The sequence below is a fragment of the Rhodococcus sp. IEGM 1318 genome, assembly GCF_033142465.1.
GTDB lineage: Bacteria > Actinomycetota > Actinomycetes > Mycobacteriales > Mycobacteriaceae > Rhodococcus_F > Rhodococcus_F qingshengii_B.
Genome location: NZ_JAWLSC010000004.1, coordinates 127,423 through 141,418 on the forward strand (window position 1 = coordinate 127,423; position 13,996 = coordinate 141,418).

The 13,996-nt window shown below is 62.7% G+C and carries 11 protein-coding genes, 1 tRNA gene and 1 other RNA gene; 4 read left to right on the forward strand and 9 right to left on the reverse strand.

Features of this window, described 5'->3' with window-relative positions:
• Window positions 1–24 precede the first annotated feature (24 nt).
• The 4 genes from R4P65_RS11480 to R4P65_RS11495 all read right to left on the reverse strand — a co-directional run bounded on the left by R4P65_RS11480 (window position 25) and on the right by R4P65_RS11495 (window position 7,112).
• A complete protein-coding gene (locus R4P65_RS11480; protein ID WP_317826578.1) occupies window positions 25–1,062 on the reverse strand; it encodes a type IV toxin-antitoxin system AbiEi family antitoxin domain-containing protein in 1,038 nt (345 codons plus the stop codon).
• Window positions 1,063–1,203: 141 nt separating this feature from the next.
• Entirely contained in the window at window positions 1,204–3,345 is a 2,142-nt protein-coding gene (locus tag R4P65_RS11485; RefSeq protein ID WP_317826579.1) for a 3-hydroxyacyl-CoA dehydrogenase NAD-binding domain-containing protein, read from the reverse strand.
• A gap of 45 nt (window positions 3,346–3,390) precedes the next feature.
• Entirely contained in the window at window positions 3,391–4,605 is a 1,215-nt protein-coding gene (locus R4P65_RS11490) for an acetyl-CoA C-acetyltransferase (protein ID WP_003943886.1), read from the reverse strand.
• A gap of 308 nt (window positions 4,606–4,913) precedes the next feature.
• Complete coding sequence (locus tag R4P65_RS11495) at window positions 4,914–7,112, reverse strand: DNA polymerase III subunit gamma and tau (RefSeq protein WP_317826580.1); 2,199 nt, start codon at window positions 7,110–7,112, stop codon at window positions 4,914–4,916.
• 162 nt (window positions 7,113–7,274) lie between these two features.
• On the opposite strand from R4P65_RS11495, the gene R4P65_RS11500 reads away from it, so the two are divergent.
• Window positions 7,275–8,594, forward strand: coding sequence for an ammonium transporter (locus R4P65_RS11500; RefSeq protein ID WP_317826581.1), 1,320 nt, complete (start codon window positions 7,275–7,277; stop codon window positions 8,592–8,594).
• 1 nt (window position 8,595) lies between these two features.
• Here R4P65_RS11500 and R4P65_RS11505 read toward each other — a convergent pair whose 3' ends face one another.
• From R4P65_RS11505 to ffs, 4 genes are all read right to left on the reverse strand, one after another.
• Window positions 8,596–9,171 (reverse strand): HhH-GPD-type base excision DNA repair protein, encoded by a 576-nt coding sequence (locus tag R4P65_RS11505; RefSeq protein WP_230816603.1) that lies wholly within the window; start codon window positions 9,169–9,171, stop codon window positions 8,596–8,598.
• 18 nt (window positions 9,172–9,189) lie between these two features.
• Window positions 9,190–10,494, reverse strand: coding sequence for a glycosyltransferase 87 family protein (locus R4P65_RS11510; protein ID WP_317826582.1), 1,305 nt, complete (start codon window positions 10,492–10,494; stop codon window positions 9,190–9,192).
• Window positions 10,495–10,642: 148 nt separating this feature from the next.
• A complete protein-coding gene (locus R4P65_RS11515) occupies window positions 10,643–11,935 on the reverse strand; it encodes an aminotransferase class I/II-fold pyridoxal phosphate-dependent enzyme (protein WP_230816605.1) in 1,293 nt (430 codons plus the stop codon).
• A gap of 41 nt (window positions 11,936–11,976) precedes the next feature.
• An RNA gene (ffs, locus tag R4P65_RS11520) (signal recognition particle sRNA small type) lies at window positions 11,977–12,076 on the reverse strand.
• Between the two features lie 136 nt (window positions 12,077–12,212).
• Here ffs and R4P65_RS11525 point away from each other — a divergent pair.
• From R4P65_RS11525 to R4P65_RS11535, 3 genes are all read left to right on the forward strand, one after another.
• A tRNA-Ser gene (locus R4P65_RS11525) sits at window positions 12,213–12,300 on the forward strand.
• A 77-nt stretch (window positions 12,301–12,377) separates the two neighbouring features.
• Complete coding sequence (locus tag R4P65_RS11530; protein WP_317826583.1) at window positions 12,378–12,818, forward strand: hypothetical protein; 441 nt, start codon at window positions 12,378–12,380, stop codon at window positions 12,816–12,818.
• A gap of 54 nt (window positions 12,819–12,872) precedes the next feature.
• Complete coding sequence (locus R4P65_RS11535; protein WP_317826584.1) at window positions 12,873–13,691, forward strand: pentapeptide repeat-containing protein; 819 nt, start codon at window positions 12,873–12,875, stop codon at window positions 13,689–13,691.
• A gap of 21 nt (window positions 13,692–13,712) precedes the next feature.
• Here the strand turns inward: R4P65_RS11535 and R4P65_RS11540 are convergent, their stop codons facing one another.
• A complete protein-coding gene (locus R4P65_RS11540) occupies window positions 13,713–13,853 on the reverse strand; it encodes a DUF6191 domain-containing protein (protein ID WP_317826807.1) in 141 nt (46 codons plus the stop codon).
• Window positions 13,854–13,996 lie beyond the last annotated feature (143 nt).

A 13,996-nucleotide genomic window follows, 5' to 3' on the forward strand; every position in this document is an offset into this window, starting at 1 on the left:
TGTGCGCCTTTTTGGTAGTCGGCACTACCAAAAAGGCGCACAGGTGCCGCAGGCACCCGACTGCGTCCTCACCCAGCCTCCCCGCCGCAAGACCGTCTCCACTTCGTGTGCAACCTCGCATGGAGTCTTCATCACCTCGTCGAATCCGTAGACCAACCGCGGACGACCTGCCAGCTCTGCCGCATTGTCACGACGGCGATCACGGAATGCCACCTCGGCCATGGAATGCGCCCACCGACCGTCGAGACGCACGATCAGCGGCACACCGACTTCGCTGTAGTCGCAATCCTCGTACAACGTGCGGCCGTCGACGCGAATCGGTGACTGACGTCTGGCCGACGGCAACCCGTGCACCCGCTCTACGTCGACCGCGTAGTGGTATTCGAGCGATGACTGCACCCCGTCTGCCAGGAGCCGTACCGCATCGGAAAGCGCACCCTTGAATCGATGCGGTGTTCGTTCGTCAATCCGACGGCGCACATCGTTCAACGGAATTCGCGCATTTGTCACTGTGGTGATGAGCGAAACATAGGCGCTTCGCGCTGTGGATTCGGCAGTCGCAAGATCAATCGCGGTATCAGCCCGCGACGTTCGAGGTATGACTGACGACACACCGATGTATCGGTGAGCTCGGGATCGGTGGACGACTACCCCGGGGTGAACCACGCCGCCCACTCTGACAAGCGCTCCTGACGTTCGCGCTGGAACTCGACGGATTGTCGCGGACTGACAGCGAGCGGACTTGCCATAGGGCACGGTGACATGGACTGGCTTGTCTGCGTCGATGCGACGCATTCCCCATTCCTCAGCTGCAGTGTCGTGGCTCAGAATCGCCTGCGGGCCACCGTAAAGCCAAGCGGCGTTCAGGATCATTTCTCTGGTCAGCGGGCCAGCGGTCACTGCATACACGCCTTGTAGGACGCGCTGCCATTCGCCGCGGTCCAGGAAGTTCCGCAGCGTGCCTCGGTTATACCCGAATGACGAGAGTTGCTGTTGCCGTATCAGACCGGATTGCGCATCGAGAATCCGGAGAAACTCGCTTCCACCATGGGACGTAGTCATGGCACCAAGCGTCAGGTCGAACTCCGACAGGACTGACGTGAAATTCGCTGTCGAAGTTCGTCTGTGGATAACTCACAAATTGGGGAAAAACCCCTGTGCGCCTTTTTGGTAGCAGCAACTACCAAAAAGGCGCACGGGGGGCTATGCCCCTAGCGAAGCCGGCGGGGTGAACCGCGGGCCGTACTGCGCAGCGAGTTCCTTTGCGCGAGCGACGAAGCCGGCAGTGCCGCCCTCGTAGCCGACGATGAACTGGTGAACGCCACCGGTCCAGGCCGGGAACCCGATGCCCATGATGGAGCCGATGTTGGCGTCCGCCGTGGTGATCAGGACGTTCTCGTCGAAGCACTTCTGCGTCTCGATCGCCTCGATGAACAGCATGCGGTCGATGAGGTCCTGGATCGGGGCGTCGGAGGTTCCGGAGTTGAAGTTCTCGCGGAGTCCGGACCACAGGCCGGTGCGCTTGCCCTCTGCGTAATCGTAGAAGCCTGCTCCACCGAGCTTGCCCTTACGATCGAACTTCTCGACGAGGGTGTTGATGACCTCGCCGGCCGGATCTGCCGGCAGTTCCTTGCCTTCGGCCTTGGCCGCCTCGGCAGATTCCTTGCGGATCTTCTGCATGAGGGTGAGGTTGAGCTCGTCCGAAAGCTGAAGCGGCGCAGCCGGGTAACCGGCCTGCATACCTGCCTGCTCGATGGTGGCCGGCTCGACGCCCTCGGCGAGCATGCCGATGGCCTCGTTGATGAAGGTTCCGATGACACGTGAGGTGAAGAAGCCACGCGAGTCGTTGACCACGATCGGCGTCTTGCGGATTGCCTGGACGTAGTCGAACACGCGAGCCAGAGTCTCGTCGGAGGTCTTCTCACCGCGGATGATCTCCACCAGCGGCATCTTGTCGACGGGCGAGAAGAAGTGGATGCCGATGAAGTCTTCCTGACGCTTCACGCCGGTGGCGAGACCCGTGATGGGCAGCGTGGAGGTGTTCGAGCCCAGCAGTGCCTTGGGATCGACGATGTCCTCGATCTCCTGGAACACCTTGTGCTTGAGTTCCTGGCTCTCGAAGACGGCTTCGATGACGAAGTCGACGCCGGCGAAATCGGCCGGGTCAGCCGTCGGGGTGATCTTGGCGAGGAGTGCGTCGGACTTCTCCTGCGTGGTCTTGCCACGCGAGAGTGCCTTGGCCTCAATGCCTTCGGAGTACGCCTTGCCCTTGTTCGCAGCCTCGATGGTGACGTCCTTGAGGACGACGTCGAAGCCTGCCTTGGCGGAGACGTACGCGATGCCCGCGCCCATCATGCCTGCGCCGATGACGCCGACCTTCTTGATGGTGGACTTCTCGATGCCTGCCGGACGTGAACCGCCGCCGTTGATCGACTGCAGGTCGAAGAAGAACGCCTGAATCATGTTCTTCGCGACGCGGCCGGTCACGAGAGAGGTGAAGTAACGAGCCTCGATGAGCAGCGCGTTGTCGATGTCGACCTGCGAGCCCTCGACGGCTGCGGCCATGATGGCGCGCGGAGCCGGCATCGGAGCACCCTTGAGCTGCTTGCGCAGGTTCGCGGGGAATGCCGGAAGGTTGGCAGCGAATGCCGGAGTGGACGGGGTTCCGCCAGGGATCTTGTAGCCCTTGACATCCCACGGCTGAACGCCGCCTTCGGGGTTGGCCTTGATCCATGCCTTCGCGGCCGGAACCAGTTCCTCGACCGAGCCTACGACCTCGTCGATGAGGCCGACTTCCTTGGCCTGGACGGGTCCACGCTGCTGTCCCTGGAGCAGGACGCCCATGAGCGCGTTCTGCAGGCCGAGCATCCGCACGGTGCGAACGACGCCGCCGCCGCCTGGCAGCAGGCCGAGGGTGACCTCGGGCAGGCCGATCTTGACGCCCTTGACGTCCGCCGCGATGCGGTGGTGGGTCGCGAGAGCGATCTCGAGGCCGCCGCCGAGTGCCGCGCCGTTGATGGCGGCGACTACCGGCTTGCCGAGAGTTTCGAGGCGACGCAGGTCTGCCTTGATCTCGACGCTGTGGTTGTAGATCTCCTCGGCCTGCTCGGGGCCGACCTTGATCATGTTCTTGAGGTCACCACCTGCGAAGAAGGTCTTCTTGCCGGAGGTGATGACGGCACCGGTGATGGAGTCCTTCTCGGCGACCAGACGGTCGACGGTGGCCTTCATCGACGCGATGTACGCGTCGTTCATGGTGTTTGCGCCCTGGTTGGGATCGTTGATGGTGAGCACGACGATGCCGTCGGCGTCCTGGTCCCAGTTGATGATGTTCTGATCAGTCACTTTGATTGACTCCTGGTAAGCCTCGTTGGAAGGACGGACGCCGCGTCAGACGCGCTCGATGATGGTGGCAACGCCCATACCGCCGCCGATGCACAGGGTGATGAGGGCGCGCTTGCCGCCACGACGCTCGAGCTCGTCGACCATCGTTCCGGTGATCATCGCGCCGGTTGCTCCGAGGGGGTGGCCCATGGCGATTGCGCCGCCGTTGACGTTGAGCTTCTCGTCCGGGATGTTCAGGTCCTTCTGGAACTTCAGGACGACGGAGGCGAACGCCTCGTTGATCTCGAAGAGGTCGATGTCGTCGACGGTCAGGCCGGCAGCAGCCAGAACCTTCTTCGACGCCGGCGTCGGGCCGGTGAGCATGATGGTGGAGTCGGCTCCGCTGGTGGCGGTGGCGACGACGCGAGCGCGCGGCGTCAGACCCATGTCCTTGCCGGCCTGCTCGCTACCGACGAGCACGAGCGCAGCGCCGTCGACGATTCCCGAGCTGTTGCCACCGTGGTGAACGTGGTTGATCTTCTCGACCCAGTGGTACTTCTGCAGCGACACGGCGTCGAATCCGCCGATTTCACCGATCACACCGAATGCGGAAGCCAGGCCGGCGAGGTTCTCGGCCGTGGTGCCCGGACGCATGTGCTCGTCGTTGTCGAGGATGGTGATGCCGTTGATGTCCTTGACCGGTACTACCGACTTGGCGAAGTATCCGCCGGTCCACGCCTTGGCAGCGAGGTCCTGCGAGCGCACGGCGTATGCGTCGACGTCGTCACGCGAGAAGCCCTCGATGGTGGCGATGAGGTCTGCGCCGACGCCCTGCGGGACGAAGTAGTTGTCGTAGTTGGTGGCGGGGTCGAGCGCCCACGGTCCACCGTCGGATCCCATCGGAACGCGGGACATCGACTCGACGCCACCGGCGATCACCAGTTCGTCCCAGCCGGACCGGACCTTCTGAGCAGCCATGTTCACGGCTTCGAGACCGGAAGCGCAGAAACGGTTGAGCTGAACGCCGCCGACGGTGTCCGGCAGTCCCGCATCGTTGACTGCAACGCGGGCGATGTCCATTCCCTGATCGCCAACGGGGGTGACCACGCCCAGGATGAGGTCGGAGATCCGATCCTCGTCGAGGTCGGGAAAGCGCACGCGCAGTTCCTGGATCAGACCCGTGACCAGCGAGATCGGCTTGACCGAGTGCAACGACCCGGTCTTCTTGCCGCGGCCTCGCGGGGTACGGATGGCTTCATAAATGAATGCCTCTGTGGTCACTGTGAGGTGTTCCTTCCGTGTAATTCGTCGAACCGGTCTGCAGATCGTCCGCGCCACCTTCGGTGGTGGCGCATGGCCGAGGTACAGACCTCAGCCCCTTCACTGTAGAACGTGTTCCAAATTCATGGGAAGGACCGAAGCGATCCTGCTAGGTGACCAAGGTGATCCGGCGCGCGAACGCCTGCCCGTTTCGGTTCATTTCGAGTGCGCTTCCGGCAGCGCTCACGGCACGATGCGACAGGGCAGCATCATGTCGTGATCTTCGTGATCAAGTAGGGGCGTTGCCACACGTATCCCACTTGTCGGGCTCAGCTTTCGAGGCGGCGAGCCCCGAGAACGTCCTTGAGAAGCTCTTTAGCCACGTCTTCCGGGTCACGCCTGGCCGTCGGATCGGCGGGCTCAGCCGCCTCCGCGAACATTTCGTCCTCGTCCTCACGTGTCGCAGGCGGAGGAGTTGCCTCGTAGTCGACCTCGGGAGCGGGGGCCGGTCCAGGGTCTTCCGGGTAGTCAGGAGCCTCGGGCGGCGGAATGTCGTCCGAATCTCCACGCTGGGGCTGCGGAGCCTTGGGCTGCTGCGCTGCGCGTTCCTGACTGGGGCGCGAGAATCGCGGCGCAGCGGCAGGGCGAGTCGGAGCCTCTGACGCCTTGGGCGCGCTCGACCCGGCAGGCGCGGGCGGCGCACCTTCCTGGTACTCGACTTGCCAAGTGCCACCGAACATCTCGGCAAGGACCTCGCAGATGACCGCCGCGTTGTGCGGTTGCGTCACACGAGCACCCAGAACCGGTGAGCCGTGAGCGATGACCACGACATGACCACGCACGTCGTGAACCGTCGCAGCGGACAGCATGGCCGGAAGAACCTTGTTTCGCTCACCGACCTTGTTGCGCAAGGTGTTCCACGATTCACGAAGTGTCTCGACCGTAGGGCCGGCCGAGGCCGGCGCAACTTCTGCAGCCGCCGGCTCCTCGTACTCGGGCTCGTAGTCGGGTTCCGGCTCGGAAGGTCCGATCAGCTCTTCCGCTTCGACAGGAGCTGGAGCCGGTAGTTCAACCACTGGAGCTTCGACCACTGGAGCTTCGACGACCGGCGGTTCGGCAACGGGCGGCGCCACGATCTCGACAGCGGGAGGCTCGACGACTGGAACTTCCGCCACCGAAGGTTCGACGACAGGGGCCTCGACAACCGGCGGCGCCGCCGCGGGAGCAGTGGCGGCTGGTTCTGGTTGTGCCTCGGGCTCGGCCTTACGTTGGGAGGGCCGTTGGAACTTGGAAGCAATCTCCGGTTCGAGCGGCGGCACGGTCGGCGCCGACGCTACTGCGGCCCGTGCAGCAGGGGCAGTCGAGACTCCGGCAGCCGGAATACCCTGTTCCAGGCGCTCGAGCCGCTGCAGCACAGCCGACTCGGTGTCCGAGGCAGAGGGAAGCAGCATTCGCGCGCACATCACTTCGAGCAGCAGCCGCGGCGCCGTCGCCCCACGCATTTCACTGAGACCGGCATGGACGGTCTCGGCGAAACGGGTGAGCGTGGCCGGACCGACTCGCTGAATCTGCTCACGCATCGTGACCAGCTCCGCCTCGGGTGCGTCGACCAACCCTCGTTCGCTGGCGTCGGAAACCGCCTGCATCAATATGAGATCACGCAGACGTTCGAGCAGATCGAGCGCGAATCGGCGTGGGTCGTGACCGGCGTCCATCACGCGGTCGACGGTGCCGAACAAGGCGGCTCCGTCACTGGCGGACAGAGCATCGACTGCTTCGTCGATGAGCGCGACGTCGGTGACTCCGAGAAGAGAGAGCGCGCGCGGGTACGTGACACCTTCTTCGCCGGCTCCCGCGAGCAGCTGATCGAGGACACTCAACGAGTCACGAGGCGAACCGCCGCCGGCCTTGATGACCAGCGGATATACGGCGGGCTCGACCGGTACGCCCTCTTGGGCGCAGATCTTCTCAAGGAGTCCACGCATGGTCGACGGCGCCAACAGGCGGAACGGGTAATGGTGCGTACGCGAGCGAATGGTGGGGAGAACCTTTTCGGGTTCCGTCGTCGCAAAGATGAAGATGAGGTGTTCCGGCGGCTCTTCGACGATCTTGAGCAGCGCGTTGAAGCCCGCCGCCGTCACCATGTGCGCCTCGTCGATGATGAAGACGCGGTAGCGAGAAGCGGCGGGTGCGTGGAACGCCTTGTCTCGGAGTTCTCGCGTGTCGTCGACACCACCGTGACTTGCGGCGTCGAGTTCGGTCACGTCCAGGTTGCCTGTACCGCCCGGGCCCAGCGAAACGCACGAGTCGCACACATTGCACGGCGTCGACGTCGGGCCCTGCTCACAGTTCAGCGAACGCGCAAGGATGCGCGCCGACGACGTCTTTCCACAGCCACGTGGGCCGGAAAAGAGATAGGCATGGTTGATGCGTCCGGTGTCGAGAGCCGTGCTGAGCGGTGCGGTGACATGCTCCTGCCCCACCACCTCGGCGAAGGACGCGGGTCGATACTTCCGGTACAGGGCCACGCGCAAAGACTACCGGCGACCCACGACAGGTGGTCCGGTGCGGGTGCAACGCCGAGTTCTCCCGAAACATGTTCGCAACACAATCGCAGTGCGTAGGAAACCGCCCGCACGCATCGTGGGTTCCGTGCATGCGGGCTGGTCCGTGTGCGTGAGGAGAAAACTGTGCCCGCCACCATCGATGCCGGAGCAACTGCCTGGTTGCTCGTCAGTACTGCACTGGTACTTCTGATGACGCCAGGACTCGCACTGTTCTACGGCGGCATGGTCCGCTCGACCGGCGTCCTCAACATGATCATGATGAGCTTCGTCTCGATCGCGCTCGTCACTGTTGCCTGGTTGTTCGTGGGTTACAGCCTCGTCTTCGGCGACGATCACGGCGGCATCATCGGTGGACTCGAGCACGTCGGAATGGCGGGCATCGACCCGTCGACCGTGCACGGGAACGTTCCGGAAGTGTTGTTCGCAACCTTCCAATTGACGTTCGCGATCCTTACTGCAGCACTCATCAGTGGTGCGATCGCCGACCGAGCGAAGTTCTCCGCCTGGATGATCTTCGTCCCCATCTGGTCCTTGCTCGTCTACGTCCCCGTCGCTCACTGGGTGTGGAATCCGCAGGGATGGCTCGCCCAGATGGGAGCACTCGACTATGCCGGTGGCCTCGTGGTCGAGATCGTGTCCGGAGCGTCGGGTCTGGCATTGGCCCTGGTCCTCGGCCAGCGGATGGGTTTCAAGGCCGAGTCGATGCGTCCGCACAATCTGCCGTTCGTCCTGCTCGGCGTCGGCCTGCTCTGGTTCGGTTGGTTCGGATTCAACGCCGGGTCGGCCCTTGCGGCCGACGGTATGGCCTCGCAGATCTTCCTCAACACCCTCGTCGCCGGTTGCACCGGACTACTCGGCTGGCTGTTCGTCGAACAGAACCGTGACGGACACCCCACAACGTTCGGCGCGGCCTCGGGCGTCGTCGCCGGTCTGGTCGCGATCACCCCGTCGTGTGGAACGGTGAACATGTTCGGCGCGCTGGTCATCGGCCTGATCGCGGGCATCGTCTGCTCGTACGCCGTGGGATGGAAGCACAAGCTCGGCTACGACGACTCCCTCGACGTCGTCGGCGTGCACCTCGTCGGTGGAATCGTCGGCTCGTTGCTGATCGGACTCCTCGCGACAGCCGTGATGACGGGCGGTCCGGAAGGCTTGTTCTTCGGCGGTGGGTTCGCTCAGTTAGGTAAGCAGTTCGTCGGTGTCGTTGTGGTCGCTCTCTATGCCTTCGGAGTGACCTACGGTCTCGGAAAGCTCATCGACAAGACCTTCGGCTTCCGCATTTCGCGTGAAGACGAGGCCCGCGGAATCGACGTTGCCCTGCACGCGGAGTCCGCCTACGAGCACGGAGTCCTCGGCCACGGTCCGATCGGCGGACAGAACCCGAGCCCGTTCCTCCAGCGTCAGCGTGAGGATCGCGAAAAGCGCGAACGCGAAGACCAGTGATCTATTTCGCCTTCGCCGCAGCCTTTGCTGCCTTCTTGAACTCGCGGACCTCGAGCAGAGATTGCTCATCGACGACGTCCGCGATGGACCGCCTGGAGCCCTCGAGCCCGTAGTCGCCGGCCGCTTCGCGCCAACCCTTCGGCTCGACGCCGATCTGCTTGCCGAGCAATGCAACGAAGATCCGGGCCTTCTGATCCCCGTAACCGGGCAGAGCCTTGAGCCGCTTCAGCACTTCCTTGCCATCAGGGTTTCCCGCAGTCCAGATCGCCGCGGTGTCGCCATCGTAGTTCTCGACGATGAACTGGCACATAAGCTGGATACGCTCGCCCATCGACTTGGGGAATCGGTGCACAGCCGGGGGCTCCGCACAGATCGCGATGAACTCGTCGGTGTCCATGTCGGCGAATCGCCTGACATCGATGCCGCCGAGCCGATCCGCCAGCTTCTTCGGACCGAGGAAGGCGGTTTCCATCGGAACCTGTTGATCGAGAAGCATTCCGATCAACAACGCCAACGGGTCCTCGGCCAGGAGGGCATCAGCTTCGGGGTCACCGACAAGGTTCAGATGAAGTGCCATGAGTCCGATACTGCCACGTCAGGCAGCAGTTGTGACCGACGCCGGGGCATCCTGCGCCGGAATCTTCCACTTCTTCCAGCCGAACAGAACCAACGTCGACACCGCGGCAAGCGTGAAGACCCAGAGGTAGACGCCGACGGTCGGAATCCGCAGAAAATCGGGCGGCACGAACATGAACAGGCCCATTCCGACAAAGCGATCCGTACCCGGAATGACCGACGGGTCCCACCAAGTGTGAGACCAGTTCAAGACTGGGAGCAGGAAAACGAACGGCGCCACCCACGCCCAGCGCTTCTTCGACACCATCGCGTAGTGCGCGGCGAGGACGACCAGCGGGACGAACCACACCCAGTGATGACCCCACGAGAACGGCGAGACAGTGGTCGCAGTCAACCCCGTCATGGTGAGGCCGAGCAATTTCTGGCCGTGCCGGTGAGCAATCCACGCGGCACCGAGTCCGAGGCATACTGCCAGCGCACTGAAGACGAGGACCAGGACCCGCGACGGCGTCGGAGTGTGAGAGAGCTGAGCGATCAAACCGGACACGGACTGGTTGCTCGGGGCATCCGTCGGTCCGACGCGTTCGCTGTCGACAAGAGTGCCGGTCCAGTACTTGTATGCGTCGTTGTAGATCACGACGAAGCCGATCGCAACGGTCGCTGCGAACGTCACGACGGCCGTCACCAACGCACGCCATTGACGAGTGATGAACAGGTATGCCCAGAAGAAGGCCGGAGTCAGCTTCACACCGGCGGCAATGCCGGCTCCGATTCCTCGGAGGCGACTCTTCTCGTCCCGGCCGAGGTCCCACACGATCAGCAGCAGCAGGAAGATGTTGATCTGCCCGAGCCAGAGCGTCGTACGTATCGGTTCCATGAACAGGAAGATCGTGGTCGCCAACGCACTCACGGCGTACGCCTTCGCGTCGAGTCGATAGCCGAGGTACTTCCAGCACAGCACGATCACCGTGAACAATGCCGCGATGTTCAAACCCGTCCAGACGACAATCGCCTGTTTGAGCGAGAGCACCGCCCACACCGTGAACAGCAAAGCTGCAAACGGGGTGTACGTGAACATCATTCCTTGCAGAACCGGTCCGTCGTACAACGGAAGGCCCTGAACCACGACGCTGCCGCCATGACGGTAGACGTCGAGGTCGAGGAAGTTTTCGAAGATTCCCCAGTACCGCGTGTTCATCGGGACAGCAAACAGAACCATCAGAACGGATGCGACGGCCAGGACACCGAGCACAGAAAATCCGAGAACACCGACACGGAGGCTGCGTCGCGGAATGGGTGTTTCGATGACCGACTCTGAATTCACGGTGTGCGCCTCGAAAGAAGGCCCATCCGAAGCGTTGATCGCGCCCGCCATTACAACCTCCGGGATTTACACCCTATGTCGGGAATTTATGCTCCGAACGGTACAAGACGAGACCACAAGTACCGACCGGGCACGCCACTTCGAGAACTCAGATCTCGGAGAGACGCGATTCGGTGGCTGCGAGCAGGACACACGTAGCCACGCCGTCCATGGCAACTTCGAGTTCAGCCGTGGACGGGAAGCTGGGGGCCAACCGGATGTTCCGGTCATCCGGATCCGTGCTGTACGGGAAAGCCGAACCGGCAGCGGTGAGCGCGATACCCGCGTTCTTCGCCAGTTCGATGACCCGCTTGGCCGTGCCGTCGACCACGTCGAGGCTGATGAAGTATCCGCCCTTCGGCTCGGTCCAGGAGGCGACCTTCGACGCACCGAGACGATCCTCGAGGATCCTCAGTACCAGCTCGAACTTGGGCGCCAGGAACGCGCGATGCTTCTCCATGTGCGCACGAACCCCGTCTGCATTGCCGAAGAAACGCAGGTGGCGAAGCTGATTGACCTTGTCCGGTCCAATGCTTTTCTTGCCGAGGAACTTCTGGTACCAGGCAAGGTTTTCCGCCGAGCTACCGAAGAAGCTCACACCCGCGCCGGCAAAAGTGATCTTGGACGTCGACGCGAACACGAGCGGACGGTTGGGGTGTCCGGCCTCCGCTGCCATCGAGAGAATGTCGTAGGAAGGCGCGGTCTCGCCGACAAGCGGATGCACGGCATACGCGTTGTCCCAGTACAGGCGGAAGTCGGGCGCGGCGGCCGGCATCGACGCGAGCGTCCGGACAATTTCTTCGGAGTACACGGCGCCGGTGGGGTTCGCGTAAACCGGAACCGCCCACATGCCCTTGATCTGCGGATCTGACGCAACAAGTTCGGCGATCTTGACGACATCCGGGCCGTCGTGGTTCATCGGTACCGCGATCATCTCGATGCCGAGGGACTCGGTGATCGCGAAGTGGCGGTCATAGCCCGGTGCGGGGCAGAGAAACTTGATCTTCTCTTCCTGTGCCCACGGCCGGGCCGAATCCGGTGTGCCATGAAGCAGTGAGAACACGACGTTGTCGTGCATGATCTCGAGGCTCGCGTTGTTGCCGGCGAGAAGGTTCGCAACGGGGATACCCAGCAGCTCGCCGAAGATGGCGCGCAGTTCCGGCAAACCGGTGAGTCCGCCGTAATTACGGCAGTCGGTGCCGCTGCCGTCTCGAAAATCACCGTCGCCGGGCAGCGTCAGCAGCTCTGCGGAAAGGTCGAGTTGTTCCGGGGAAGGCTTACCGCGGGTCAGATCGAGTGCGAGCTTCTGCGCCTGGAGCTGCGTGTACTTCGCGCTCTGGCTCTCATGCTCGGAGGTGAGTTCTTCATGGCTCATCAACCCGATCTGGGTTTGGATAGGCATCCGGAGCGGCCTTTCACCGACGAGGCGGGGTCGGGTATGTGAAAAAATAGAGGACCCCGCGCACCCGGCAGAGCCCGTTGACCCTTGCTGCCTTCCGGCCCTGGGGGAGTTCACAGGATGCGCGCCGCGCGGGATCCAATGAACAGTGTAGACGGCTTTCGTCGGCCGCTGCACACCACCTACCGGGGTGGAGATGCAAACCCTGGGATCCACCGGTTCTTCGCAGGTCAGGTACCCGTTTAACGCTTCACGCTCGCGATTGGGTATGCTGCTCCACGGAGGATTCGCCTAGTGGCCTATGGCGCTCGCCTGGAACGCGGGTTGGGTTAACGCCCTCAGGGGTTCAAATCCCCTATCCTCCGCCAGGGAAGTCCCCGACCAGTTTTGGTCGGGGACTTTTTCTTTGCCGCGAAGCATCGCCAAGCCGCGCTACTGTCGCCGAATGCCTCCCTCGACAACTGGCCGCGTCATCGCAGCAGGTACCGGCCTTGCGCTGAGTGCACTTGTCGACGCACCCGTGAAAAAGTGGATGCCTCGCTACCGAACGCCGTCGTACGCCGCCGGCCTCATGGTTGCGGCGGCCGTTTATCCCGTGGCTCGACAGGGACAAGCCCGGTTGGGGAGCACGATCGACGTCTCCATTCCCACCCGCGAATGGAGTGCAGTGGCCGCAACTTTTGCGGTCCTTTTCGGCGCACTTGTTCTGACGTCGAGTTCCGCACGGCGACTGGTTGCAGCAAGCTGGGCCATCCATCCGATTTTCGACCTACTTCACGAGCGTGGTCCGGACTCACGCCTGCCGGATTGGTACCCCGCAATATGCGCGGGATACGACCTCGGCGTCGCTGGGCTTCTTGCTGTCGAACCACGCAATATCGTTTGACAGACGCACGAACCCGAGGACACACTCCGTCCAACCCAACAATCGGGAGTACGCGTGATTGCCGGCCAGACCAATCTGCTCGCGGATTGCAGCAGTTGCTTCGGCCTGTGCTGTGTCGCACTCCCCTTTTCCAAGTCCTCCGACTTCGCAACCAACAAGAATGCCGGCGACCCCTGCAAGAACCTGCAGCAGGATTTCCGTTGCGGCATTCACACCGGATTGCGAAAGAAGGGCTTCACCGGTTGCACCGTCTACGACTGTTTCGGTGCGGGACAGAAGGTTTCACAGCAGACCTACGACGGCATCAGCTGGCGTGATGCCCCGGAGACCGCGTCAGACATGTTCGAAACCTTCCCTGTCGCACGCCAGTTGCACGAACTGCTCTGGTATCTCGCCGAAGCCCGCTCGCTGAAGCAAACCCACTCGATACGGAAGGAACTCGACGCAACACTCGTGGAGACGGAAAACCTGACCAACGGCACGCCTTCGCAAATCCAAGCCATCGACGTCTCAGCACACCGAGCGGCAGTCAACACACTGCTCTTGCAGACGAGTGACCTTGTGCGCTCCCCTGTCTCGGGCAAGAAGGGGCGCAAACTCAACCACCGCGGCGCGGACCTCATCGGAGCCAAGTTTCGTGGTTCCGATCTACGTGGTGCCAACTTTCGCGGGAGTTATCTGATCGGTGCAGACCTCCGAGACTGCGAACTCGATCGAGCCGATCTGATCGGTGCAGACTTACGCGGCACCGACATTCGTGGCGCGAAACTCCGCGGCAGTATCTTTCTCACTCAGTTCCAGATCAACGCGGCGATCGGCGATTCGGCTACCACGCTTCCCGATTCGCTGACCCGCCCCAGCCACTGGGCCTGAGCGTGAGCCTGAGCCTGAGCGTCAACTCCGTCGACGGAGAACCACCTTGTTGGCTTCGGGATCGACGGACACCCACGGCGGGTCACCGTCGGTTCCGTCCTCGCGATGCATCAACGCACTCTGCCGTTGCTCGAATTCGTGGTGCTTGGAGCCCTGACACAGCGCGGCGACCTCGCGAACAGAGTGCCCATGAAAAAAGTTTAGCGACGAACGCCGCTCGTTCCCTCAACTGTCGATGGGCCACTTTATGTCTGGTCCCGCGGTCGATGATCTGCCACAATGCAAGCCGTTACGACTAGTAACAC

Bases quoted from the DNA above. Each gene is read 5' to 3' on its own strand.
- R4P65_RS11530 (WP_317826583.1), top strand. From the start codon at position 12,378: ATGCCTCCCTCGACAACTGGCCGCGTCATCGCAGCAGGTACCGGCCTT.
- R4P65_RS11480 (WP_317826578.1), bottom strand. From the start codon at position 1,062: ATGACTACGTCCCATGGTGGAAGCGAGTTTCTCCGGATTCTCGATGCG.
- R4P65_RS11505 (WP_230816603.1), bottom strand. From the start codon at position 9,171: ATGGCACTTCATCTGAACCTTGTCGGTGACCCCGAAGCTGATGCCCTC.
- R4P65_RS11515 (WP_230816605.1), bottom strand. From the start codon at position 11,935: ATGCCTATCCAAACCCAGATCGGGTTGATGAGCCATGAAGAACTCACC.